This window comes from Candidatus Thalassolituus haligoni, assembly GCF_041222825.1.
GTDB classification, from domain to species: domain Bacteria; phylum Pseudomonadota; class Gammaproteobacteria; order Pseudomonadales; family Oceanobacteraceae; genus Oceanobacter; species Oceanobacter antarcticus.
This window is the reverse complement of sequence record NZ_CP139482.1, coordinates 2582671-2604564: the sequence shown is the minus strand read 5'-3', so window position 1 is coordinate 2604564 and position 21894 is coordinate 2582671. Positions and strand designations below refer to the sequence as shown.

The 21894-nt window shown below is 53.8% G+C and carries 20 protein-coding genes; 10 read left to right on the top strand and 10 right to left on the bottom strand.

Translation table 11 applies throughout. The features are described from left to right. Position 1: 1 nt before the first annotated feature. From SOJ49_RS11605 to SOJ49_RS11580, 6 genes are all read right to left on the bottom strand, one after another. Positions 2 to 1528, bottom strand: a complete 1527-nt coding sequence (locus tag SOJ49_RS11605; protein WP_369854671.1) for a PhnE/PtxC family ABC transporter permease — start codon at positions 1526 to 1528, stop codon at positions 2 to 4. A gap of 3 nt (positions 1529 to 1531) precedes the next feature. After that, complete coding sequence (locus tag SOJ49_RS11600) at positions 1532 to 2296, bottom strand: ATP-binding cassette domain-containing protein (protein ID WP_369854670.1); 765 nt, start codon at positions 2294 to 2296, stop codon at positions 1532 to 1534. A gap of 8 nt (positions 2297 to 2304) precedes the next feature. Continuing rightward, on the bottom strand, positions 2305 to 3165 hold the full coding sequence (locus SOJ49_RS11595; RefSeq protein WP_369854669.1) for a putative selenate ABC transporter substrate-binding protein: 861 nt from the start codon (positions 3163 to 3165) through the stop codon (positions 2305 to 2307). Between the two features lie 146 nt (positions 3166 to 3311). Continuing rightward, the gene (gene xthA, locus SOJ49_RS11590) at positions 3312 to 4130 is read right to left on the bottom strand and encodes an exodeoxyribonuclease III (protein WP_369854668.1); all 819 of its coding nucleotides are present in this window, start codon (positions 4128 to 4130) and stop codon (positions 3312 to 3314) included. 112 nt (positions 4131 to 4242) lie between these two features. After that, positions 4243 to 5094 carry a DNA replication terminus site-binding protein gene (locus SOJ49_RS11585; protein ID WP_369854667.1) on the bottom strand — a complete coding sequence of 284 codons (852 nt, stop codon included), beginning with the start codon at positions 5092 to 5094 and terminating at the stop codon, positions 4243 to 4245. Continuing rightward, positions 5091 to 5549, bottom strand: a complete 459-nt coding sequence (locus SOJ49_RS11580) for a TerB family tellurite resistance protein (protein ID WP_369854666.1) — start codon at positions 5547 to 5549, stop codon at positions 5091 to 5093. Before SOJ49_RS11580 ends, SOJ49_RS11585 begins: the two co-directional genes overlap by 4 nt. Positions 5550 to 5735: 186 nt before the next feature. Between SOJ49_RS11580 and SOJ49_RS11575 the strand changes: the two genes are divergently transcribed. Together SOJ49_RS11575 and SOJ49_RS11570 are read left to right on the top strand one after the other, a co-directional pair. Then, positions 5736 to 6359: a LysE family translocator gene (locus SOJ49_RS11575; protein ID WP_369854665.1), complete on the top strand. Its 624-nt coding sequence runs from the start codon at positions 5736 to 5738 to the stop codon at positions 6357 to 6359. Between the two features lie 114 nt (positions 6360 to 6473). Beyond that, positions 6474 to 7400: a DUF4124 domain-containing protein gene (locus SOJ49_RS11570; protein WP_369854664.1), complete on the top strand. Its 927-nt coding sequence runs from the start codon at positions 6474 to 6476 to the stop codon at positions 7398 to 7400. Between the two features lie 177 nt (positions 7401 to 7577). Here the strand turns inward: SOJ49_RS11570 and SOJ49_RS11565 are convergent, their stop codons facing one another. From SOJ49_RS11565 to SOJ49_RS11555, 3 genes are read right to left on the bottom strand one after another with little or no spacing between them, the layout of a single operon-like run. Then, complete coding sequence (locus SOJ49_RS11565) at positions 7578 to 8708, bottom strand: FAD-dependent oxidoreductase (protein WP_369854663.1); 1131 nt, start codon at positions 8706 to 8708, stop codon at positions 7578 to 7580. 10 nt (positions 8709 to 8718) lie between these two features. Next, entirely contained in the window at positions 8719 to 9093 is a 375-nt protein-coding gene (locus SOJ49_RS11560; protein WP_369854662.1) for a Rieske (2Fe-2S) protein, read from the bottom strand. An 11-nt stretch (positions 9094 to 9104) separates the two neighbouring features. Continuing rightward, on the bottom strand, positions 9105 to 10037 hold the full coding sequence (locus SOJ49_RS11555) for a VOC family protein (RefSeq protein ID WP_369854661.1): 933 nt from the start codon (positions 10035 to 10037) through the stop codon (positions 9105 to 9107). A 349-nt stretch (positions 10038 to 10386) separates the two neighbouring features. Here SOJ49_RS11555 and SOJ49_RS11550 point away from each other — a divergent pair, with 349 nt between their 5' ends. The 3 genes from SOJ49_RS11550 (at position 10387) to SOJ49_RS11540 (ending at position 13658) form a co-directional block, all read left to right on the top strand. Continuing rightward, positions 10387 to 10533 carry a hypothetical protein gene (locus tag SOJ49_RS11550; RefSeq protein WP_369854660.1) on the top strand — a complete coding sequence of 49 codons (147 nt, stop codon included), beginning with the start codon at positions 10387 to 10389 and terminating at the stop codon, positions 10531 to 10533. 304 nt (positions 10534 to 10837) lie between these two features. After that, positions 10838 to 12622, top strand: coding sequence for a hypothetical protein (locus tag SOJ49_RS11545; RefSeq protein WP_369854659.1), 1785 nt, complete (start codon positions 10838 to 10840; stop codon positions 12620 to 12622). 76 nt (positions 12623 to 12698) lie between these two features. Next, on the top strand, positions 12699 to 13658 hold the full coding sequence (locus SOJ49_RS11540; RefSeq protein ID WP_369854658.1) for a hypothetical protein: 960 nt from the start codon (positions 12699 to 12701) through the stop codon (positions 13656 to 13658). A 7-nt stretch (positions 13659 to 13665) separates the two neighbouring features. On the opposite strand, the gene SOJ49_RS11535 is transcribed toward SOJ49_RS11540, so the two are convergent. Then, positions 13666 to 14589 carry a LysR family transcriptional regulator gene (locus SOJ49_RS11535; RefSeq protein ID WP_369854657.1) on the bottom strand — a complete coding sequence of 308 codons (924 nt, stop codon included), beginning with the start codon at positions 14587 to 14589 and terminating at the stop codon, positions 13666 to 13668. A 640-nt stretch (positions 14590 to 15229) separates the two neighbouring features. On the opposite strand from SOJ49_RS11535, the gene SOJ49_RS11530 reads away from it, so the two are divergent. The 5 genes from SOJ49_RS11530 to SOJ49_RS11510 all read left to right on the top strand — a co-directional run bounded on the left by SOJ49_RS11530 (position 15230) and on the right by SOJ49_RS11510 (position 21851). Then, a complete protein-coding gene (locus SOJ49_RS11530; RefSeq protein ID WP_369854656.1) occupies positions 15230 to 16375 on the top strand; it encodes an amidohydrolase family protein in 1146 nt (381 codons plus the stop codon). After that, on the top strand, positions 16372 to 17382 hold the full coding sequence (locus SOJ49_RS11525; RefSeq protein ID WP_369854655.1) for an SMP-30/gluconolactonase/LRE family protein: 1011 nt from the start codon (positions 16372 to 16374) through the stop codon (positions 17380 to 17382). The genes SOJ49_RS11530 and SOJ49_RS11525 overlap by 4 nt, the downstream gene beginning before the upstream one ends. A 49-nt stretch (positions 17383 to 17431) precedes the next feature. Next, positions 17432 to 19126 carry a DUF1302 domain-containing protein gene (locus SOJ49_RS11520; RefSeq protein WP_369854654.1) on the top strand — a complete coding sequence of 565 codons (1695 nt, stop codon included), beginning with the start codon at positions 17432 to 17434 and terminating at the stop codon, positions 19124 to 19126. A gap of 15 nt (positions 19127 to 19141) precedes the next feature. Beyond that, the gene (locus SOJ49_RS11515) at positions 19142 to 20512 is read left to right on the top strand and encodes a DUF1329 domain-containing protein (protein ID WP_369854653.1); all 1371 of its coding nucleotides are present in this window, start codon (positions 19142 to 19144) and stop codon (positions 20510 to 20512) included. Positions 20513 to 20633: 121 nt separating this feature from the next. Further along, on the top strand, positions 20634 to 21851 hold the full coding sequence (locus SOJ49_RS11510; RefSeq protein ID WP_369854652.1) for an MFS transporter: 1218 nt from the start codon (positions 20634 to 20636) through the stop codon (positions 21849 to 21851). Positions 21852 to 21894: the final 43 nt, after the last annotated feature.

Genomic DNA, 21894 nt, shown 5'->3' with positions numbered 1-21894 from the left:
TTCAGTGACGCCCTTGATTTGCCTGGCCGGGTTGCACCAGTGCCAACTGGCGTAATCTGCGCGAACAGGCATCAACGATAATATTCAGCCCGGCGGTGATCAGAATCAGGAAAAAAGCCCGATCGTAACGGATTTCTTCAAATGCCGAGTCGATAAAAAAGCCCAGTGTGGTGATGCCCAGTATCCCCATGATGGCGCTCTCGCGCAGCATGACTTCCCAGCGGTAAAACAACCAGGCCAACATCGATGGCAATTGCCGTGGGGTTTCGACATAGGTATAGCGCAGCAGCCCAGCCGGATCATCCGGGCGTCGGCCATGGATCGCCTGCTCACTGTTGCTGTTATTAGCCACCAGGAAGGCAATCAGGCCGCCATTGTGAATGGCCAGGGCGATCACGGCAGGTAACCCCGAGGGGCCAAACAACAACAATAAAACAAACGCCAGAATCATTTCCGGGGTGGAGCGCATCACCAGCAGGGCAAAACGCCCGAGGCCGTATAGCGGTTGGTTGACGAGGGCGCGGCTGGCAAACGGATAGATCAGTAAAATCACCAGCAGTGTCAGAACCAGCGCCAGTTGTGTCAGCAGCAAGGTTTGCACCAGGCCAGGCCAGGCCTGGTGGCTGAACATGCGCCAGTACCAGTCCAGAGTGGCGGCCCAGTCTCCCTGGCGCAGCGCCGTCGGCCAGATATCCTGACTGACAAACTGCCAAAAATAGTTGCTGTTGGTGAAGCCGATGGTTTCTGGTAGCAGCCAGACGGCAGCGATCAAGTACAGTGGCAGCAGTGCCGGGCGTAACCACAGCCGAATGCTGGCCAGCAGCATCAGGAAGGCCCAGAGCAAGGCTCCGGCTTCTGCATACTGGCCTTGTTTGAAGGCGGTTTCGAGATGGAACCCCAGAGTGGGCAAGCCAATAAAACCGAGGATGGCACTGGAGCGCAGCGCGCATTCAAAACGATAGCGGGTGTAGCTCAGCAGCGCGGGTAAGGTTTGTGGAATGCGGGTATAGGCCCAGCCAATCAGTCGGTTGACGCGGGGCAGGCTGCGATAGGCATCGCGATCCTGCAAGTCGATGGTTTCAGCGAATACCTTGGCAAATACGCCGGTATAGGGCACCAGAATGGCCAGCAAGCCGGTAGTGGCGCTGAGCCCATACACCTGCATAAACAGCAGTCCCCAAAACAGCTCGTGTACTGAGCGTACGGCGGCGCAGAGTAATCTTACTGCTGTCCAGTGAAATACCATGGCCAGCAACATACCCAGCGGTGCTGCCAGTGCCACCGCCAACAAGGCGAAGGCCACCGTCTGGGCCAGTGATTCCAGCAACACCCAAGGGCTGTTCCAGTACGGCAGGATAATGCCCTGACCAATACGCGCCAGTTCGGCCCAGGGGTCAACCGGATAAATTGCCAGGTCAGCCCACGGTAACGCCAACAACGCCAGCAAAACCAGCAGCGCCATTATGCCGGTGATACGGCGAGCGCTGGACGGGCTGGAGGCGGGCAGTTTCAGTACGGCGGGTAGCATGGCTTAACGTATGATCCTGCCGGTGACGCAGGCTGCTGGGCCGGAATTCAGTGGTTGTGAAGCAGCAGCTGCGGATGGCCCACTGTGCCCGGTTGCCGATGTTTTGCCGTAAAGCGCATCGAGATCCTGCGGCGACAAGTCACGGCTGGCACAGTCGTGAATGATCTTGCCATGGGCGAGGGCGATTACCCGGTCAAAGTGATTCAGCGCCAATTGGCGGTTATGCAGGCTGACCACCGCCGTTGGGTGGCGTTGCAGCAGGATGGTTAGCAATTGCTCGGCTTGCACTGGATCGAGTGAGGATACTGGCTCGTCGCCAAAAAAGATCGGCTGTTGGCGATAAAGCGCACGGCCAATGGCGACCCGCTGGCGCTGGCCACCCGACAGTCGGTCCACTGACTGCCACAGTTGCTCGCTCAAACCCAGATCTTCAGCCAGCTGCTGGATCTCGGTTCTGGCACTGGCCAGTGGTCGTAGCAGGTTCCAGAGCGAGGCCAGGGTGCTGAAGCGATCGAGGCCACCCATAAAGATATTCTGGTAACAGGACAGCAGGTCGACCAGACCATGGCTTTGAGGGCACAGCGCGATCTGCTCGGTTTGCTGCCGGTACAGTTCATTCAACAGGGTCGACTTGCCAGCCCCGGATGGCCCTACCAGTGCGACTTTTTCACCGGCACGGAGGGTCAGCGAAACCTCGTCCAGTACCCGCCGCTGACCATAGGTCACGCAGGCGTTGGACAGTTCAAACAGTACCGGCTGCACTCTCATTGGCGCAATCAGTCCAGCAAGCCAATGGCTTTGGCGGTGGCTTCGATCGGTGCGTAATCGCTGTTGTTGGCCGGTACAAATTTTTGCCGTGGGAAGCTGGCCAACAGATCGGGTGAGCTCATTTCCAGCAAGACGTGTTTAACCTTGTCTTTGAAACCGTTACCAAAGCGGCTGTCGACGTCGCCACGAATAGTCCATTGATAGTCCGGGTAGGTCGGAGTAGTCCAGATCACCTTGACCTTGCTGGTGTCGATCTTGCCAGCCGCCAGTTCGGCATCCCAGACGCTGTAGTTTACCGCGCCGATCTGATATGCGCCGGACTGCACCTGGGCGATGGTGCGGCTGTGATCGCCGGAAAATCCGACACGGGAGAAGATCGTCTCTGGTGCTGCCTGGAAGTGTTCACGCAGGTAAAACTCCGGCATCAGGCGGCCAGAGGTCGAGCCCTTGGAACCAAAGGTGAAGGTTTTGCCTTTCAGTGCATCGGTTAACGAGTCAGAGGCGTCGATCCCTGCGCTTTGGTGGGCAATCAGATAGGTTTTGAAAAACTGGTCTTCATATCCCTGGGCCAACGCTTCTGAATCCGGTACCAGGCGTCGCGCCTGAACGCCGGACAGGCCACCAAACCAGGCCAGCTGCACCTGGTTGTTGCGGAACGCGGTAATGGCCGCAGCGTAGGATTTGACCGGAATATACTTCACCTCAACGCCAAGCTGTGCTGACAAATAATCGGCTACTTTCCCGAATCGCTGTTGCAGTCGGGATTCATCCTCGTCGGGGATGGCGGTAAACACAAAAGTGTCAGCTTGAACCAGGGCGGCAGCCATCAACAGGGCAGCGGCTGCCGCCCAGCGTTTGAGTGGAGTCATCAGAGCAATTCCTTTGTTGTATATGGGGGCCTGGCAGCATCAAGCAGCCAGGCATGGCAAACAGGCGGGGATTCTACAACAGCATGGCAAGGAATGCCGTGGCTTAACGCAGCTCGGCTGTTATTGAAACGCCAAACCCTTCCGGTTCAGCCGTTTTTCAACGTGAGCCAGATGGGTGCGTGGTCAGACGGTTTTTCCATTGCGCGGATCTCGTAGCTGATACCGACCTCTTTACAGCTGTCCAACAGGGCGTCTGTGACCAGAATATGGTCAATCCGCAGACCGCGTTTGGGGTTGTCATCAAAGCCCTTGGAACGGTAATCAAACCAGCTGAACTGTTCGTTACTGGCAGGGTGGAAATGACGGTAGCTGTCGCTCAAGCCCCAGTTCAACAAGGTGTGATACCACTCGCGTTCTTCCGGCAGAAACGAGCACTTGCCTGTTTTTAACCAGCGTTTGCGATTCGGTTCACCGATACCGATGTCGGTATCTTCCGGCGAGATATTCATATCGCCCATGACAACGACCCGGTCAGCCGGGGTGAAGCGGTCGTTCAGGTAACGCATCAAATCCGCGTAGAATTTTTCCTTGGCCGGAAATTTGGTTTCATGATCGCGGCTTTCACCTTGGGGAAAGTAGCCGTTGAGGACGTCGATGGTGCTGCCATTGATGTCGTAGCGGGCGTGAATCAGACGTTTTTGTGCATCTTCGTCGTCCGTTGGCCAACCTTTTTGGACAAAGACCGGCGGCTGCTTGCTGAGCAGCGCCACGCCGTAGTGGCTTTTCTGACCGAAATGTTCAACGTGGTAGCCGAGGTTTTCAATATCGGCCAGAGGAAACATATCGTCGTGTACCTTGATTTCCTGTAATCCGAGAATGTCTGGATCCAGTTGATCCCGAATAGCCTCAAGCTGGTGCTGACGAGCGCGAATGCCGTTGATGTTAAAGCTGACGATGGTGGTCATTGGAGTATCCATAAGCTGTGCCGGTGCTGAAGCCGGCAGTCTAGCATTTTGGCTGAAACCCGTCAGGGATTGGTCGGTGAGAGCGTCAGCTGGTTCGTGATAGAACCAGCCGTCAGTGGTAGAGATAGGCGCGAATACTGGGCAAAAACGGTTCGTCACTGATGCGTTGATCGCCACGGGCCTGGCGGGTTCGTCCTGGGGGTGGATCGGAGCTGATGCGGTTGTGTTCGGGTAACGCTGATTGGGTGTCGGGAATAAACAGCGGCAAGGAAACACTCATGGCCTTGCGTTTGGTGGCATCGCCACTGCCATACACCAGATTGGCACGTACCACCGGGGCCAGAGCCTGGGTCTGGGCCAGCAGGGTGGCGGGTGACAATTTACCCAGTTGTTGCAGCTGGATCTGGATATGAGGCTTGTGTTCACCCAGTTCGAGCAGCAGTGATTCTGCCTGACTCAGGGTGAGTTTTTTGATACTGCGACCGTTGACGTACCAGCTGAAGCCGACTTTGCGGGGGGCCTGCTCCAGTAAGGGAATATGGCGGAAACACTGTTTCAGGTGCACCCGTGTCAGGCCGGCAATTGCCAGCTTGTTGCGCAGGGATGACGGTTGTTCACCCAAGCGGCGATAGCTTTCTTTCCAGCGGGGCAGATCCTGTTTTTCCAGCTGGACGGCGGCCCGAAAATCATCCTTGGCCTGATTGATCGTGGCAATCAGGCTGCGGCTCTGTTCATCGGCGAGAATCAGGCCATGACGGGAGCGGGTTTCACGTCCATCCTGCTGATCGCGATACCAGAGGTCGGTCAGCAGGTCGTTGGCCAGGGTTAACGGCTGCAGACCCAAGGCAATTTCGCTGTCTTGCAATGGTAGCCAATGCGCTGGTTGTGTCTCGGACAGGTGTTGTGCCAGCAGCCCTAACGCCTGTTGCAGTTGTTCAAAGCGGGAGACCAGTTCGGTTATCACAATTCGGGTCTGGCGGTCAGTTTGGCGCGAATAAATTCACTGTGCGGCATGTACAGCAATTCGGCAATACGACGGATGATGTGTTCTTCATACTTGTCGATCCCGGCACTGGCGTAGGCAATCCGCCAGAGGCCGGTCAACAGATCAAATTTCTGTTCCGTCGAAAAATGTTTGTGCACGACATCGGTAAACTGGAACAGGTCGGAGGCCTGTTCACTGGCGTGTTCAGCCTGCTGCAGCAGTTCACTGATTTCATTGGCTGTGAGCTGAAACAGTTCATTCAGTACCTGGCTGAGTTCATGTTGTTCGTCAGCGTCGATGGTATGGTCGGCGCGCATGACTTCTACCAGCAGGGCAGCGGCAGACAGGTCGAGAGTGTGTTTGTCGGCGGCGGGCTGATTGTCTTCGGTGAATAGTTTGAGCAGTTTTTTTAGCATCTGGGCCTTCTTGGACATATTCGTTCGTTACGCTTCAAGTGAGCGCGTATCGGATAGTGTTCTACCGCTTGGAGCGTGACTGTCAAGCTCAGGTTCCATCGGTGCTGTTGCGTTGCATCAGTCTGTTATTGCAGCTTTTAGCAAGCTCGCAGCCGAGTGTCAAAACTGACACACTGTTGCCGCCCAGGCTTACAGGAATTTTGGATGATCGCGGTTGATACACTGATTACGTTTACCTTGACGTCGGTATTGCTGGCTCTGGCACCGGGACCAGACAATCTGTACGTCGTGGCACGTTCGGCTGCCCATGGTTGGCGCAGCGGGGTGATGATTACCCTGGGGTTGTGTACCGGGTTGTTTGGTCATACCGCCTTGGTGGTGCTGGGTGTGGCATCGGTATTACAGGCGTTACCGTTGGCAATGACGGCATTAAAGCTGCTTGGTGCCAGCTATTTGTTATGGCTGGGCTGGGCTTCTCTGATGGCGGCAAGGCGGGGCGGGGCGGCGCAGGCGGTGAACGGACAGGAAGGTTCTCTGTACTGGCGCGGCTTGGCGATGAATATCAGCAACCCGAAAGTATTTATCTTTTTTCTGGCTTTCTTGCCGCAGTTTGCCAACCCGGCAGCGGGTTCTGTCAGTGTGCAACTGGTGCTATTGGCAGGCATTTTTTTGCTGGTGTCGCTGGTGGTTTTTGCTGCTATGGCGCTGTTGGCAGATGTGCTTGGTGGGCGATGGCTGCAATCCGCCGTGGGGCAACGCTGGCTGAACGGAATTTCCGGGGCGGTCTTTATCGGCTTGGCGATCAAGTTGGTAATGGCGCAGTTGTAGGATTTATAAACGACGAATACTGGTCGTCAGGAGCGGGGGAGCAGGATGCGGATAGAAAACTCGGGTGATTGCTGCCTGTCGTGTTTACGCGGGCTATTGCTTGGATTGGTGGTTGTGCTGGTGGGTTTACTGGCAACGAATAACGCCGCTGCTGGTAATGTGTATCGCTGGGTTGATGCTCAGGGCAAGGTGCATTTTGGTGATCGACCGGCAACGACGGATCACGCCGAACAGCTGGATATTGAGGTGGGCCAAGGCTGGCAGCCGTTTGCTATTCAGGTGTTCTACGAAGCCGGGCTGGCATCTTTACCACAGCAACCGCTTGATCAGGCGCGTATTCAACGTGAGGTGAACTGGGTTTACCGCTTTTATGACCAGGTGCTGTATTTTGATTTTTTCCGGCAGGTGCCGGTGTCTATTCACGTCTTTCCCGACGTTGGCAGTTATCAGCGTTATGTCTCGGCGCATGTTGCCGGGCCGTTTCCTCCCTCGCTAGGCATTTACCTGCCGGTCAGTAACGAGATTGCCGTGTATCTGCAGCCGTCAGAACTGGGTGGTATAGAAAACACCTATAACACCATCCGCCACGAAGCCAGTCACGCGATTATGGATTCCCTCGCCAGTCGTTTGCCATTGTGGTTGAACGAGGGCGTTGCGGAGCAAATGGAGACGCTCTCTTGGGCTGATAATCGTTTTGTGATCAACGCCCACCAAATGAATCGGGCAGTGCTCGACCACTACCGGGATCAGGCCATGGATGTGCTGGCGTTTGTCGAAATTCCCGGTGACGAGTGGCAGGCGCGGCTGGAATCTGGCCCCAATCAGGCAATGGCCGGACAGCTGGTGTACCGGTTATTGAGTACGTCTTATGGCCGGGCTTGTGTCACCCGACTGTTGCAGGATTACAAACGCGGTGAGCGGCTGCGTTCTTATTACTTGCTCGACAAGCACTATATTGGCAGCGTAGCCGCTTTCAAATTGCACTGGAGCCAGTGGCTGGCAAGCGGTATGAAACAACCGGAGCGGGTGGTGTTGCAGTAATTCGCTTGTTTCCTGTGCCGGATCTTGCGGCGCTAGCGGCACTAACTGTATTTGTCGTGTACCGTGCAGGTGATGCCAGCTTACGAGATCTGCAAATAAAAAAAGGCACGCGAGGGGCGTGCCATAAAAGTAGCCGTTACCGACGACTAAGGGTGTAAAACTCTGAATCTGCTGGGGTCAAATTGGCGCCAGCAAGCCTGCCATGGAAATGCCCATGATCTGCATGTGTTCTTCTTTCGGGCCACCTGTTTTTTCTATCTCGCCGAGGCGGCCAGAGTTGGTGACGATCATGCGGCAGCGTTCCCAGCGCCGGTTCTGGAAGCGTTCAATGACTTCGTGAACGGTGCCGCCGTTCTTGAATTCGTCGGCCAGTACGACGGCATCTTCATGACCCATACCAGCGCCGGAAGCCAGGTGTGGGGTGGTGGCGTGAACACAGTCACCCATCAGTAATACGCGGCCCTTGTACCATGGGCGTGGCATCAGCATGCCTTCCAACGGGCGATAGATGATCTGGGACGACGCTCCCAGTCCTTCACGAATCTTCACAACCTCAGGGGCGCTGAACTGTTCCAGCAAGCTGCTCAGGTGTGGCACCAGTTCGTGTGCTTCAAAAAACTTGTCCATGGTTGGACGCGCTTCGGTGTAGTACAGGTACATTTCGGTATCGGATACCGGGGTAAAGCCGACCTTGCCTTTAGGGCCGAGATACTGCATCGCACAGGAGACGTCGCCGCGAGGAATCACTGCACGCCATACGCCCTGGCCGGTGTACTGTGGCGTGGGGGCATCAGCAAAGAGGGTCTGGCGTACTTGTGAAAAGACGCCGTCGGTGCCCAGTACCAGGTCGTATTGACCGGAGCGACCGTCGCTGAAGGTGACGTGCACCTGATCACCGATCTCTTCAATGCGGCTGAAGGTGACGCCGAGATGGACATCGACACCCTTCGCTTTGGTGGCTTCACCAAGAATGCGCGCCAGAACCGGCCGCATGATGCCACCACCGCCAACGATAGAGGAATTGGGAACGGCAGGTGTCTGGATTTCCTTGATCTGCATCCCTTCGGCGTTGAATATTTTAACGCCTTCGGTAATAGCACCTTGTGCCTTGAATTGTGGCAGCACGCCAATGGCTTCAATGGCGCGCAGCGACGGGCCACTGACGGTAATGCCAGCGCCATCGGTGCGCCAGTTGGGGTCGATTTCGACCAGTTCAACGTCAGCGCCGAGCTGCTTCAGCAGGATGGCGGCAGACATGCCGGTAAAGCCGCCACCGATAATCAGAATCTTCTGTGCGGGCAGGGTCATGGTGAATCCCTCAGTATTGTTCTTGTTCGTTGTCCGGAGTTTGCTGCAAATACAGCTCACCTGTTTCAGTCAGTCGCAGGATAACTTTTTCCAGCGACTGCCCAGGGCAAGGTCCAATCAGACACTCGCCGGTTTCAGTATCAAACTGTGCACCGTGGGCACCGCAAATAATGCGAGTGCCTGCCTTGTTGAGAAACCGATCCTTGCGCCAGGCCATCGAGGTGCCTTCATAGCCCCGGTGAGGGCAGGCATTTCGATAGCCCAGCAATCGGTCGCCTTTGCGTAATACAAACAGGCTGTCTCGTCCAAGCTGGTGCGGGTCAAATCCCCGAGCACAGCCATCGTCAATGTCGTTGAGATGGCCTAGCTTTATCCAGTTACTCATCGCCCTGGAGATCAGTGTGGGTCGCCGCCGGGCATCCACTTATCGACCAGAGTGAAGTTGAATATCTGCGAGGCATCGGCACTGGCGTCGATTTCCCGAGCTGTCCAGCTGTCGTCATGGAGATCCATATCGGCGTCGTATTCAACATGAACGCCCATTGGACTATTGAAGTACCAAAACCAGTTGGAGCCGTAGATGTGGCGGCCTGGGCCCCAGAAGGACTCATAGCCTTTGTCCTGGAAGCGTTTGCCTGCCAGCAGTAATTCGTTCGGGCCGCCCAGGTGGAAGGTGAAGTGTTCTACACCTTGCATCTCCGGTGGGGTATTCACCAAAAACAGGGTGTGGTGATCGAGGGTGCCTTGTGGGCGCAGGAATGGCCCCAGGTTGGTAAAGCGGTCGGCAACGCGAAAACCCAGTCGTTCGATGTAAAACTTCTCGGCTTTTTTGCTATCCGGGACGAAGTACACCACGTGCGACAATGAACGCAGCTTGATTTCTACCGACTCGTCAGCCCCGATCGCATTGACCGGACGGCCCGGTTCGTCACCAGGGGCGTTGATTTTTTCGGCCGGAATACTGATCGGCTGGCGTATTGATAGCTGGAAGCCGAGGGTAAAACCCATATCGTCTTCGGCTTCAATGGAGCCATCGTCGAGATGACGGACGTCGCGATCCTTGCCCAATTCTTCGGCAATGGCACTCAGAGTGGCCTGGTCGGCCACGCCGTGGATCGTTTTGCGCAGCATTGAGCCGGTCGGCAGAGCCGGTGGCAATGACGGATCGTCCTTGTGGCGAATTACCACAGAGGTGCCGTCGAGCGCTTCGAAGGTGCCGCCAGCGGCAGACACGTCTTTGGGGCTAAGACCGTAGTCGGTCAGGTACTGGTTGCAGGCTTCGACATCGTCGACGCCAAACACCAGGCTATCTAGGCCAGTGATGTTCATGGGCATTACCTTGTTGTCATTATTCTTGACGTCAGCAGCCGGGCGGTATGTCACTCGCAGGGGCCGAGACGATAAATGTCAGTCTAAGGAGGCTAGAGGTATCCATATAAATGGTTTATAGCTATGGCAATCATGGGTTTGCTGGATGGTTATCCGGTCGGGAGGATGAGCCAGTCCGAGTGCCTCGCAACAATGACGCGGGTCATGATGCAATATAGAGGCGAGCAGAGGCTGCTGCCAGACCCATGGTTTGTAGCAATTGCAGTCATTGGTGTAAGCGATAGGGGGCATCTATTTAATCCTGCACGGCTCTGCGCGAGTGTTGCCGTTGTTCAGGGCAAGGCGGCGAATGCAGCGAAATGACGCGTCCTTTTCACATTCGTCAACACCGCACTGGACGGCGGCAACCCGCGCCCTGCGGGGGCTGCCGGATGGTCTCGACTCGGTGTCGCCGACGTTTGACGTGACCCGTCAGGCCTGCAAGTCGGCTTCGTGATTCGACACCATCCGCTAGCCCAGAGTGAGCACCGGATTAAATAGATGTCCCCATACGGTAAGGGTTGCTGGTGAATTTCAGGTTTGATAGCGCGAGTGGGTTGTCAGGAAGGTCAGTTTTTCTACTGTCTTGGCTGACGCTTTTTTACACCTCTGACCTGTAATGCTCCCTATTGCCAAACGGGATACAAACCATTGCGACTAGCCATTGTACTGATCCCTCGGGCGCTCCGTATGTTCTGTCGGTGCGTTCACCCAATTCGTGGGCGTCACGACAATAAACATAATAAATAAAGGGATCAAATATGATGGCTAACCTCAAACCACTGTGGTGTTTTGTTCGCTCCGTTTCTTGTCTGTTACCGGTTGCAGCTGCCCCGTTTTTAACCGCCTGTGGCGGTGACGATGACACCAATACGGCCAGTGCCGCAGAGCTTTCAGTCGAAGCGGATAGTAGTTATCAAATTGCTGAAACCACCAGTTTGTCGTCACTGACGCTAGCCACTGGTGCCAGTCTTGCTACGGCTGATGGCTATAGTTTGACGCTGACCGTTGATGGCGTGGAAACACCGATTGAGGCCGACAGTCGTTACAGTGGCGATGTTGTGCTGACACCGACCAGCAAGATTGCCATTACTTACGGTGAACTTGAACCACACGAATTCCGTACTGCCGTTTATGTGGAAGATGGTGCTTATATTGCCAGCAAATCGGTGAATGCTGCACTGGTGGATAGTGACGTAACCGATACCACTCTGACGGGTGGCAGTATCACCTCGGTTGGAGAGAATTTTAACGGTGTCATGGTGACCAGTAGTGCAGATAATACGGATACATTTGACTACAGCATCGATGGACTAACCGTCGACTTTAGCGGCAACGGCGGTAATGATTTTGCTGGTTTTGGTTCAGCGCTCTATGCCGGTGGCTATGCCAATGTGACCGTTGACAATACCACTATTAATACGCATGGGGCGATACGTACCGCTGTCTTTGCTGGCGGTAATAGCACCATGAGGGTGAATAACAGCTCGATTGAAGTAGAGAACGGCACACTGCCAGACGATTACGAATTTACCGTGGCGCTGGGCGAAATGATGGAGGTGCCTTGGATGCTGGGTCTGACCGGTAACGTCCGGGCTACCAATCTGGTGGGCAATGCCACAGCCTACTACATCAACTCCACAGTGAAAGCTCAGGGGTGGGGAGCGTTGTCCACTGATGATACAGAATCTGTGCGTCTGTATTGTATCGACTCGACACTGGAAACCGTCGAAAGTGGTTATGGGGCTTATTCTATTGGTGATGCCATTGATACTTTTAGTGGTTGTACCATCAATGTGAACGACTATGGCCTGATTATGGCTGCTGAAGGTTCTGGTATTTTTACTGATGGTACGGTGGTGAACTCAGATCGTTTTGGTGTGATGGCTCACTCCAACGGTAACGGTACTCTGCGTATTGAGCGTGGCAGTGTTTTTAATACCGGAGAGGCGATTATTCAAGCTAAGGGTAGTTTCCCGACGATTGAAGTGGATAACGCGACCTTGAACTCCGAAGACGGCATTATTTTGCAACTGATGGCCAATGATGACCCTTATTTTGCGGTATTCCTGGAATCCTTCCCGGAGCTGGCGGGGGAGCCTGGCTCAGCGGCGTCTGCCTCTTTCAGTAATATGGCGCTGACCGGCGATATCATCAACGGCAATACCGCCTGGGGTGATCTGGCAGTTTCGCTGGCCAATGTTTCTCTGACCGGGGCGATTACCACCGCCAATACTTCTTTCCAGTTTGCTGCTGATGGTCTGGCTGCTTCGGATGTCACCGCCGAGCAGTACTACTACATTGGTCAGGTGGTCAATGAATACGCTGCAACTGGCGAGGATTATGGCCTGACGGTCTCCATTGATGGCAGTTCCAGCTGGATCGTGAGTGCAACCTCCTACCTTACTGGCCTGACAATTGCCGACGGCGCGTCCATTGCCGCAGCGGATGGAGCAACGTTGACGATGCTGGTGGGCGGTGTCGCTACGCCGATTGCCGCAGGTACCTTCAGCGATGTGACGCTTCAAGTAGCCAGTACTGATTGATCATATGTGCAGGGTAGGGAATGCATTGAGTGCATCCCTGCTCTGCCGGTTTTCTATGTATCACAGGAGGGTGTCAATGAGAAGGTCATGGATAGCGGGCTTGTTGTTGCTTGGTCTGACGTTGGGTGTTATTTGCGACTCAAATGCTGAGCCAAATCCTGTCTTTCCATTGTGGGGCTGGGTCAATGATCAGCCAGTTTATCTCGACGAAGCTCGGTTCTGGCAGCGATTTGTTAATCGCCAGCAGGGTCAACTTGAAAAGCTGCGACCCGACGATCACGAATCCTTGCCCAAGTTGAATGAGCAAATGGCCAGTTACATGTGTCAGCAGCGTTATTTGCGCCAGCTGGCCAGCCAATCTGGCATTCGGGTGAATGAGCATGATGAGCAGGCATATCAGCAGCAACGGTTGCAAAATATCAGACGCTACGGAGGGGGCAGAGAATATTTGATGCAATTGACGCGCATGTACCAGAGCGAGGCAATGCATCATTGGCTATTTAATACCGAGTTGCTGGCAAATCGACTGTTTGAGCAACAGTACGGTATGGCCGGAGAGCGCGCACCGGCAGATACGGTGACAAAATTTATCAAACGCCATCATCTGGTATATGCAATCTGGCTGTTTCGGCCACTGAATATGGAAGTGTCGGAAGTGGATGAAACGCTGACGGATGTGCGCCGTCAGCTACAGGGCAAGACGACGGCACAGCAGTTAGCGACCATCAAGGCATGGCAGCAGCCGTTTGCAGATATACGCCTGAATGGTTATCCGAATGGTCGTTTATTGTCGCGTCACCTGCTACCCAGCGAGGTGGCACAGCAGTTGGATCAGTTGGCCGATTATGGTGTGAGCCCGGTCATTACCGCCAGCGATGGTCGGTATCTGCTGATGAAGTTACCGGTGCAGCCGCAGCAGGCGGTGAATAATAGCAATCAGCCGCTCAGCTATTGGGCTGCCAGACAGCTGTTATTCCGACCGTCCATTGAGCAGGGTTGTGTAACACCCGTACTACGGCTGGCAGCAGGTTCCTGAAGCAGATTTAGCGGTCAGATTGAGCGGTAATGGTCTGGGAGCAGGTAACAATCAGGTCACGAATCCATTGATTCACCGGATCTACATTATGCATTTCATGCCATTGCAGGCCCCATTTGAACGACGGAATTTCCATTGGGGTTTCGAGGATACGAATTGGCAGGAACTGGGCTCTCTGTTCAGCCAGGCGACGGTGAATGGTGGCAATACGCTGGGTTCCGACCACGCACTGTGGAATGGCGCTGAAGGTGTTGACGGTGACTTCAACTCGACGTTCGATACCGCCACGTTCCATCATCCAGGTATCAACGCTGGGTCGCCGCTTGGAGCCAAAACGTGCCAATACATGGCCGAGGGCACAGTACTGGTCGATGGTAATATTGTTGTCGATGGTGCGGTTGCCGTCCCAGCAAACGACGACAAAATCTTCTTCAAATAGGTCAACAGAAGGGTGGTCTGGTGACAGAAAGTTGGAGGGCAGCATCAGAAAGTCAGCGTTACCTTGTTCCATTTCTTCTATCGGAGCGTTGGTGGGAGCGGTGGTATCGAAGCGGATACCCGGTGCTTGCTCGGCTGCAAGACGAAACACTTCTGGCATCAGGATGGTGACCGGGTAGTCCGACATCACCATGTTGACCTGGCGTTGCACAAGACTGATATCAAGATCCGGACGACTGTCGAGCGTGGTCTGGATTTTCATTAACAACTCCCGCACCGGCACAATCAGGCTTTCACCCAGCGGTGTCAGCACCATCTTACGGCCGACCTGTACCAACAGGGGGTCATCAAAGTATTCACGCAAGCGGGCCAGAGCACCACTGGTGGCCGATTGGCTCAGAAAAACTTTTTCACCTGCTCGGGTGATATTGCGTTCAGTCAAGAGCGCGTCCAGAACAACCAGGAGGTTGAGGTCAAAGCGGTTGAAGCGCATGGCTACCTCTATGATGTTGTTATTGTTTTATGACTATCGTATTGCTGGATGAAAAAAATAACAACAATCCATTTGGTCGATGGTTTGATGCGGTCTAGCCAATGGCTTCAGTGTCATGGTGAGCAGTGTGGGTGATTGACGACCTTGATTTGAAACAGATGTTAGATTTTGACTGACCTTGTATTTCATGCTGAGGAGATATTTCTGAGGTTGTCGGCCTGCTTTACTATTTTTTAAAAATATCTTTTAAATCAAATGACTGAAACGTGATTCGAAATGTATCCAGACACTTCCTGGGCGGTTGTTCATGTATTCCGGCGTCATTTGAATTGGTGAGGGAGTAAATTTTGGTATTTGCGTTGCAGATGCCAAGCATGGCAATAAACGATTTAGTGGATGGTATAGCCAGTCTTAGTATGACCCCATCAGCGTCAAACAGCGCTATCAACGTCAACAGATTCAGACTCTTACTTGAACGACGTTAGAACAATAACAATAACGCATGTCCTGATCGGATATCTGGCACCGCCAGATTGTACCGGGACAGTATCGGAGTGGTTTTCAGTATGTCTATCAACAAAACTTGCCCGTTCTGTACCTGTCTTTCTGCCGCCACCCTGAAAACGGCTGGAGGTGTTTGTTGAATTCCATCCGTCTGTATTCGTGCGGTTGTCGTCTGGGGTCAGATTCCAGCCAGGCAGCTTCTCTTGATGTCTGCGGCGCTATTGATATGCACTGCCATGTATTTGTCCCAGCGGCAAACGAACGGGTGTTCGGCATGGCGGAAATGCAGCGCGAACAGCAGGCATTTCTGCGTGCGATGGGTCATGCCTCGGTTGAACACAATCGCCAGGTGATGATGCCCACTGCGTTTGAACAATTGACCTGCGTTGACACCCGTTTGGCTGATATGAATGCCAACGGTATTGCCATTCAGTGTCTCAGTCCATCTCCCTCCCAATATTTTTACTGGGCTGATGCATCGCTGTCAGCCGAGCTGGTGTTGATGCAAAACAACGCCATTGCCGAGTTATGCCAACGTTGGCCCGAACGTTTTGTCGGTCTGGGTACGGTTTCCCTGCAGCACCCGCAACTGGCGGTCGAGCAGCTGGTGGAACTGATGCTCCAGCCTGGTATGAAAGGCGTGGAAATATCGACCCGTGTGAATGACATGGATCTGGATGATGCGGCCTTGTTGCCATTCTGGCAGGCGGCGGAACAACTGGGTGCGTTGGTGTTTATTCATCCGTTTTCCAGTCGTGTGGATGACCGTTTGCAGGACTGGTATCTGTCCAATCTGGTAGGGCAACCACTGGAAAGTACGATTGCGCTTTCCCGCTTGATCTTTGCCGGTCTGTTCGACCGTTTCCCCAATATTCGCATCTTGTCTGCTCACGGTGGTGGCTATTTGCCACAGTACTGTGGTCGGCACAATCGGGGAGCAGAAGTGCGCCCGGAAGCCGCTGGGTTGTCTCAGCCACCGGCGGACTACCTGAACAACATCTGGTTCGACAGTCTGGTGTTTTCACCTCATTCATTACGTCACCTGATCGACCAGGTGGGTATCGGTCAGGTGGTGCTGGGTACGGATTACCCCTTCGATATGGGCAGTGAAATGGCCCAGCCATGGCTCAATGTTTTGACACCAGAAGAGCGTCAGGCAGTACTGCGCGATAACGCTATTCGGCTGCTGGACTTGACTGTGCCGCAGGTGACGAATGACGACGAATGTTCATCCAGCCTGCCCGCAGCAGCGGCAACAGGCTCAGGTAAGGAGTTTTTATGACGAACCCATTGATTGGCTGGCAGGTCGATCGGTCTGCCATTGAAATGGTCGGCCACGACTTGCAACGGCCGGAATGCATTCTGGCGGAACCCGACGGAAGTCTCTGGACGGCGGATGCCCGTGGCGGTGTGATGCACATCGCCGCAGATGGTGAGCAAACCTTGATTGCCCAGCAGCCAACGGCCGGTCTGAGCGAATCGTCTTCTGCCGCCGATCGGATGATGGGTGGCACTTTGCCCAATGGCATCGCCTTTGATGCCAACGGTGACATTGTGATTGCCAACTTCGGCACCGATGCAATTGAACGTATGACCCGTGATGGCACATCGGAGCTGCTGTTTGACAGTATGGATGGCAAGCCGCTGGGCAAAATGAATTTCTGCTTGTTGGATAGCAAGGGCCGTATCTGGTTCACCGTCACGACACGCCAGAATCCGTGGACTATATCGATCAATGAAAAAACGGCCGACGGTTATGTCGGGGTGATTGATGAGCAGGGCATTCGCGTTGTTGCCGACGGGTTTGTCGGTACCAATGAAATCCGCTTCGACGCCAATGAAGAATGGCTGTACGTGGTGGAAACCAATGCCAAACGCATTTCCCGTGTGCGCATCAATGATGCTGCGGAGGAAGTGGAGCGGGAAATTTACGGCCCGGCGGATTTGGGTGGTTACCCGGACGGTTTTGCCTTCGATGCTTTCGGCAATCTCTGGATTACCCTGATTCTGACCGAGCGTCTGATCGCCCTGACACCAGAAGGTGAAGTCTTGACCTTGCTGGATGACGGCAACCCCGAAGCGCTGGCAATTTATGACAAGCACTACGCAGAAGGCACAACCACACCTGAACTGATGGGTGCATGCAAGGGCACGCTGGCACCGATGATGGCCAGCGTCACCTTTGGTGGGCCAGATCTTCAAACCGTTTATATCGGCAGCCTGGCAGGCACAAGCCTGCCAAGTTTTCGATCCCCTGTTCCCGGACTGCCAATGGCGCACTGGCGCTAACGGCCGTTCGATACACTGACCTATAAATATAACAAGGAGCCTATCAGTGATGACTACCAGGCAAACTACTATTGCAAAACGGGTAAAATCATTGGGACGTCCTGCTCTGCTGGCGACTGCAATTGCAGCCGCTGTAACCGCAGGTCAGGCCAATGCCTTTATGGTGACCAATAACTCCGACTGGCGGGTGCTGTGGGATACTACGGCAAAGTATTCCACCATGTATCGCCTGCAAGATCAGCACGATCGTCTGATTGAGGATACTCAGGGCGATTGGCCGAATACCGACGATGGTAATCGTAACTTCGACAAGGGGCTGGTTTCCAACCGTCTGGATCTGTTGACCGAGATGGACGTGATTTACAAGCGTAACTATGGCCTGCGTTTGAGTGCAGCGGCCTGGTACGACAGCGTCTATATGCAGAAAAAGAATGACAACCAGTCACCTTCGACTGCCAACCCGATGTCGGTTGAACATAACGAATTCACCCAAGGTACCAAAGATCTGCACGGACAGGATGTCGAAATGCTCGACTACTTTCTGTTCGGCCGGACGCGTCTGGGCAAAAGCATGCTGACCGGACGAATTGGTTCACACACCATGGTATGGGGTGAATCACTGTTCTTTGGTGGTAATGGTATCGCCAATGGCCAGGCACCCATCGACGTTGCCAAGGCCCTGGCGGTTCCCAGTGTACAGTTCAAGGAACTGATGCGTCCGGTTGAACAAGTGTCCGGTCAGTTGCAGCTGACCCGTGATCTCAGTGTTGGTGCGTATTACCAGCTGCAATGGAAAGAAACCCGCTTGCCTGGTTCTGGCAGCTATTTCTCCGGTGTCGATTTCCTCAGTGAAGGGGCCGAGCAAATGCTGCTGGCGCCAGACGGTTCGGTTTATTTCAAGCGCACAGCGGATAAAAAAGGGTCTGACTCTGGCCAGTTCGGTCTGCAGTTACGTTACCGTGGTGACGATTCTGACTATGGATTCTACGCTATCCAATACAACGAAAAAGCACCCAATATCAACGTGATGCCTTATGCAAATGCGGTGGTTGCCAGTGATGGTCGTGTGCAGGCGGGTGAATACCGCTGGCTGTATCACGAAGGGGTGAAGGCATTTGGTGTATCGGCTACCCGGACTTTTGGCAATTTCAACTTTGCGGCAGAAGCGTCGATGCGGCGTAATACGCCACTGAACAGTGACGCAGCGACGGATTTGCGTTACATCACTGGCAGCGGGGGTGGCAACACCGAAAGCACAGCGCTGTATGCGTTGGGTAACACTTCCCATGCCCAGGTCAACTGGCTGGCCAGCCTTGGGCCCAGCTTTCTTTCTCGGGAAGCCGACTTCCTCGGTGAGGTCGCCTATAACCATGTGATGGAAGTAACTCATGATCGTGGTGGTGTGCTGAATCCGAACGGTGATCGGGATGCCTGGAATATGCGTCTGATTTTCTCACCCAAGTACCGTCAGGTACTGGCTGGTCTGGATCTGAGTGTACCCATGGTGCTGGGTTATGGCCTGCACGGTAACTCATTGGCGGTGGGCTCTTTTATGGGGGAAGACACCGGTGACTTGAGTGTTGGAGTAGAAGGTACTTATCTGGATATCTGGCGTTTCGGCTTTAACTACACCAACTTCTTCGGCCCGGTAGATAACACCATCGACGAGAACGGTCACGGCTCCTACAAGCAGTCCAACGCTGACCGTGACAATATTTCTTTCAACATTCGTCGTACTTTTTAAGCTCTGGAGAACAACATGAATCCTGTTAGCTCTACGTTAAAAGTTGCTCTGCTGAGCGCTTTTCTGACTGCCAGCTGTGTCGCCACTGCGGCGGTCTCTGAAAAAGAAGCGTCCCGTCTGGGCGCCGATTTGACACCATTTGGTGCCGAAAAAGCCGCCAATGCCGATGGCTCGATTCCGGCCTGGACAGGTGGTAATACCACCGTACCAGCTGGTTTCAAAAACGGTGGCAAGCGTTCGGATCCTTATGCCAGCGAGAAGCCGCTGTTTGTCATTACCGCAGCCAATATGGACCAGTACGCCGACAACCTGAGTGAAGGTCTGAAGGGGATGCTGAAAAAATACCCGGAGACCTTCAAGGTTCCGGTGTACAAAACTCACCGTACCGCAGCGGCACCGCAGTGGGTGTATGACAACACTAAAGTCAACGCTTCCCGGGCAACGCTGAGCGACTCGGAAGTCAAAGGTGCCTTTGGTGGTATCCCGTTCCCGATCCCACAAAATGGTGAGCAAGTGATGTGGAACCATTTGCTGGCATGGCGTACGCCATCGCATCACGTTGATGTACGTGGCATGCAAACGACTTCCAATGGCCAGCATGTGCCAACCATTTATGCTTCTGGTGACTTCCAGATGCCGTATTACTTCAAGGAAAGCAATCTTGAGACGTTTACGGATGATGACGAAGGCGTGTTCTGGAAAATTCGTCTGCTGAACTACGGCCCGCCTATTCGTGCTGGTGAAGCCATTGTTGGTCACGAAAGTATCAAACCGGGTGGTGGTCAGACATGGGTTTACTTCACCGGCCAACGCCGTGTACGTAAGTTGCCTAACGCCTGTTGTGATACCCCGACACCAGCCAGTGCCGGTATATCCATGTTTGACCAAACCGGTGTGTTTAATGGTACCACTGAGCGTTTTAACTGGAAGATTATTGGCAAGAAAGAGATGTACATCCCTTATAACGCCAATCGTCTGTTCCAGCGTCCTTCCGAAGATATCCTGATGGATCACCACGTGAATCCCGAAGATATGCGTTACGAGAAGCACCGCGTTTGGGTGGTAGAAGCGACGGTTAAAGACGGTCAGCGTCATTTGTCTCCCAAGCGTCGTTACTACGTCGACGAAGACACCTGGTTTGCGGTACTGGCTGACCATTGGGATGCCAACGGCGACCTCTGGCAGATGGGCTTCTCTAATCCGATTACCATGCCAGACATTCCAGCCACGGCACCACCAATGAACTTCGGTTTTTACGACCTGATCTCTGGCGCCTGGTACCTGGATGGTTTGCTGAACGATTCGAAGGAGCAGTACAAGGTGATGGAGCGCTACGACGACTTTACCTTTACGCCAGAAGCAATGGCAGGTGAGGGCATCCGTTAAGGATGAGAACACTCGACTATCGTTATCGTCCACTGCTTTAGTTTAGATAAAAAACCATGGCACCGGGTCTTTGACTGGACCCGGTACTCTTTAGCGTAACCAAATTTCGGGAGTCAACTATATGAACAAAAACATGGCCCCAGTCGCCCGGCCATACCATGCCTGGCTGCTGCTACTTTGCGGCTGTATGTCAGTGTTGGCTTCCGTTGTGATTGCCCCTGTATTACCCCAAATGCAGGAATATTTTTCCGACCAGCCGAATGTGGGATTTATGGTGCCGATGGCACTGACGGCTCCGGGGTTGGTGATCGCCTTGTTGTCGATGGCGATTGGTGTACTGGCTGACAAGGCTGGTCGCAAGCGTTTGCTGGTGATTGGCCTGGTGCTGTACGCCATTTTTGGCGTTGCTCCGGTAATGATCGATTCCTTACCGATCATTATTGCCACTCGTATTGGTGTTGGTTTTGCCGAAGCCATTCTGATGACCTGTTCTGTGGCATTGATTGGCGATTATTTTGATGGCGTTCGTCGTGAACGCTATCTGGCGTTGAATACTACTTTTTCATCAGTATCCGCCGTTATTTTTATTGCCATTGGCGGTGCCTTGGGTGAGTTTGGCTGGCGGGTACCTTTCTTTGTTTACGGTATCAGTATTTTTCTGGCGGTTGCGGCGCTGTTTATGTTGTGGGAACCCAAACATCACGAAGATGAAATGGCTGCTGTTGACGTCAGTGACGAAGAAAAAGCCAAGTGGAACCCTTGGAAAATCGCCGGTATCTGCTCGGTCACTTTTGTGGGTGCCATCCTGTTTATGTCTATTCAAGTACACATTGGTTATCTGTTGGGTGGGGTAGGTCTGAGTTCTCCCAGCCAGATTGGCCTGGTGGCATCTTCTGGTCAGATTGCGGTTGTATTGGGATCTTTGTTTTTTGGTTTTCTGCTGGGGAAAGCCGGGTTTGTCACGTCGATTCGGCTGGCAATGGCATTTACCCTGATCGCGGTGGGCTATCTGCTGGTCGGTTTCTCAGGTGCTAACGTTAACCTGATGGTTAGCGGTGTATTGTGCGCTGGTTTTGGTGGTGGTTTGCTGCTACCCACCTTGATGGTCTGGAACATGAGTAACTTGCCTAAGCACCGCCGTGCTCTGGGCACCGGTGCCTGGATGGCCGGATTTTTCCTCGGCCAATTTTTTACCCCGATTGTGGTGGTGGGTTTGCAAAGTGTATTGGGCACGCATGCCGATGCCATTGGCATGATGGGGCAGGTGCTGTTACCGATAGGCATTGTGTTGATGATTGGCAGCAAGTTGCACAAATCTGCCCGTTTATCCGTCGCTTGAGCAACAACTCCTGTTTATTAAAAAATTGAAAATACGTTTTATG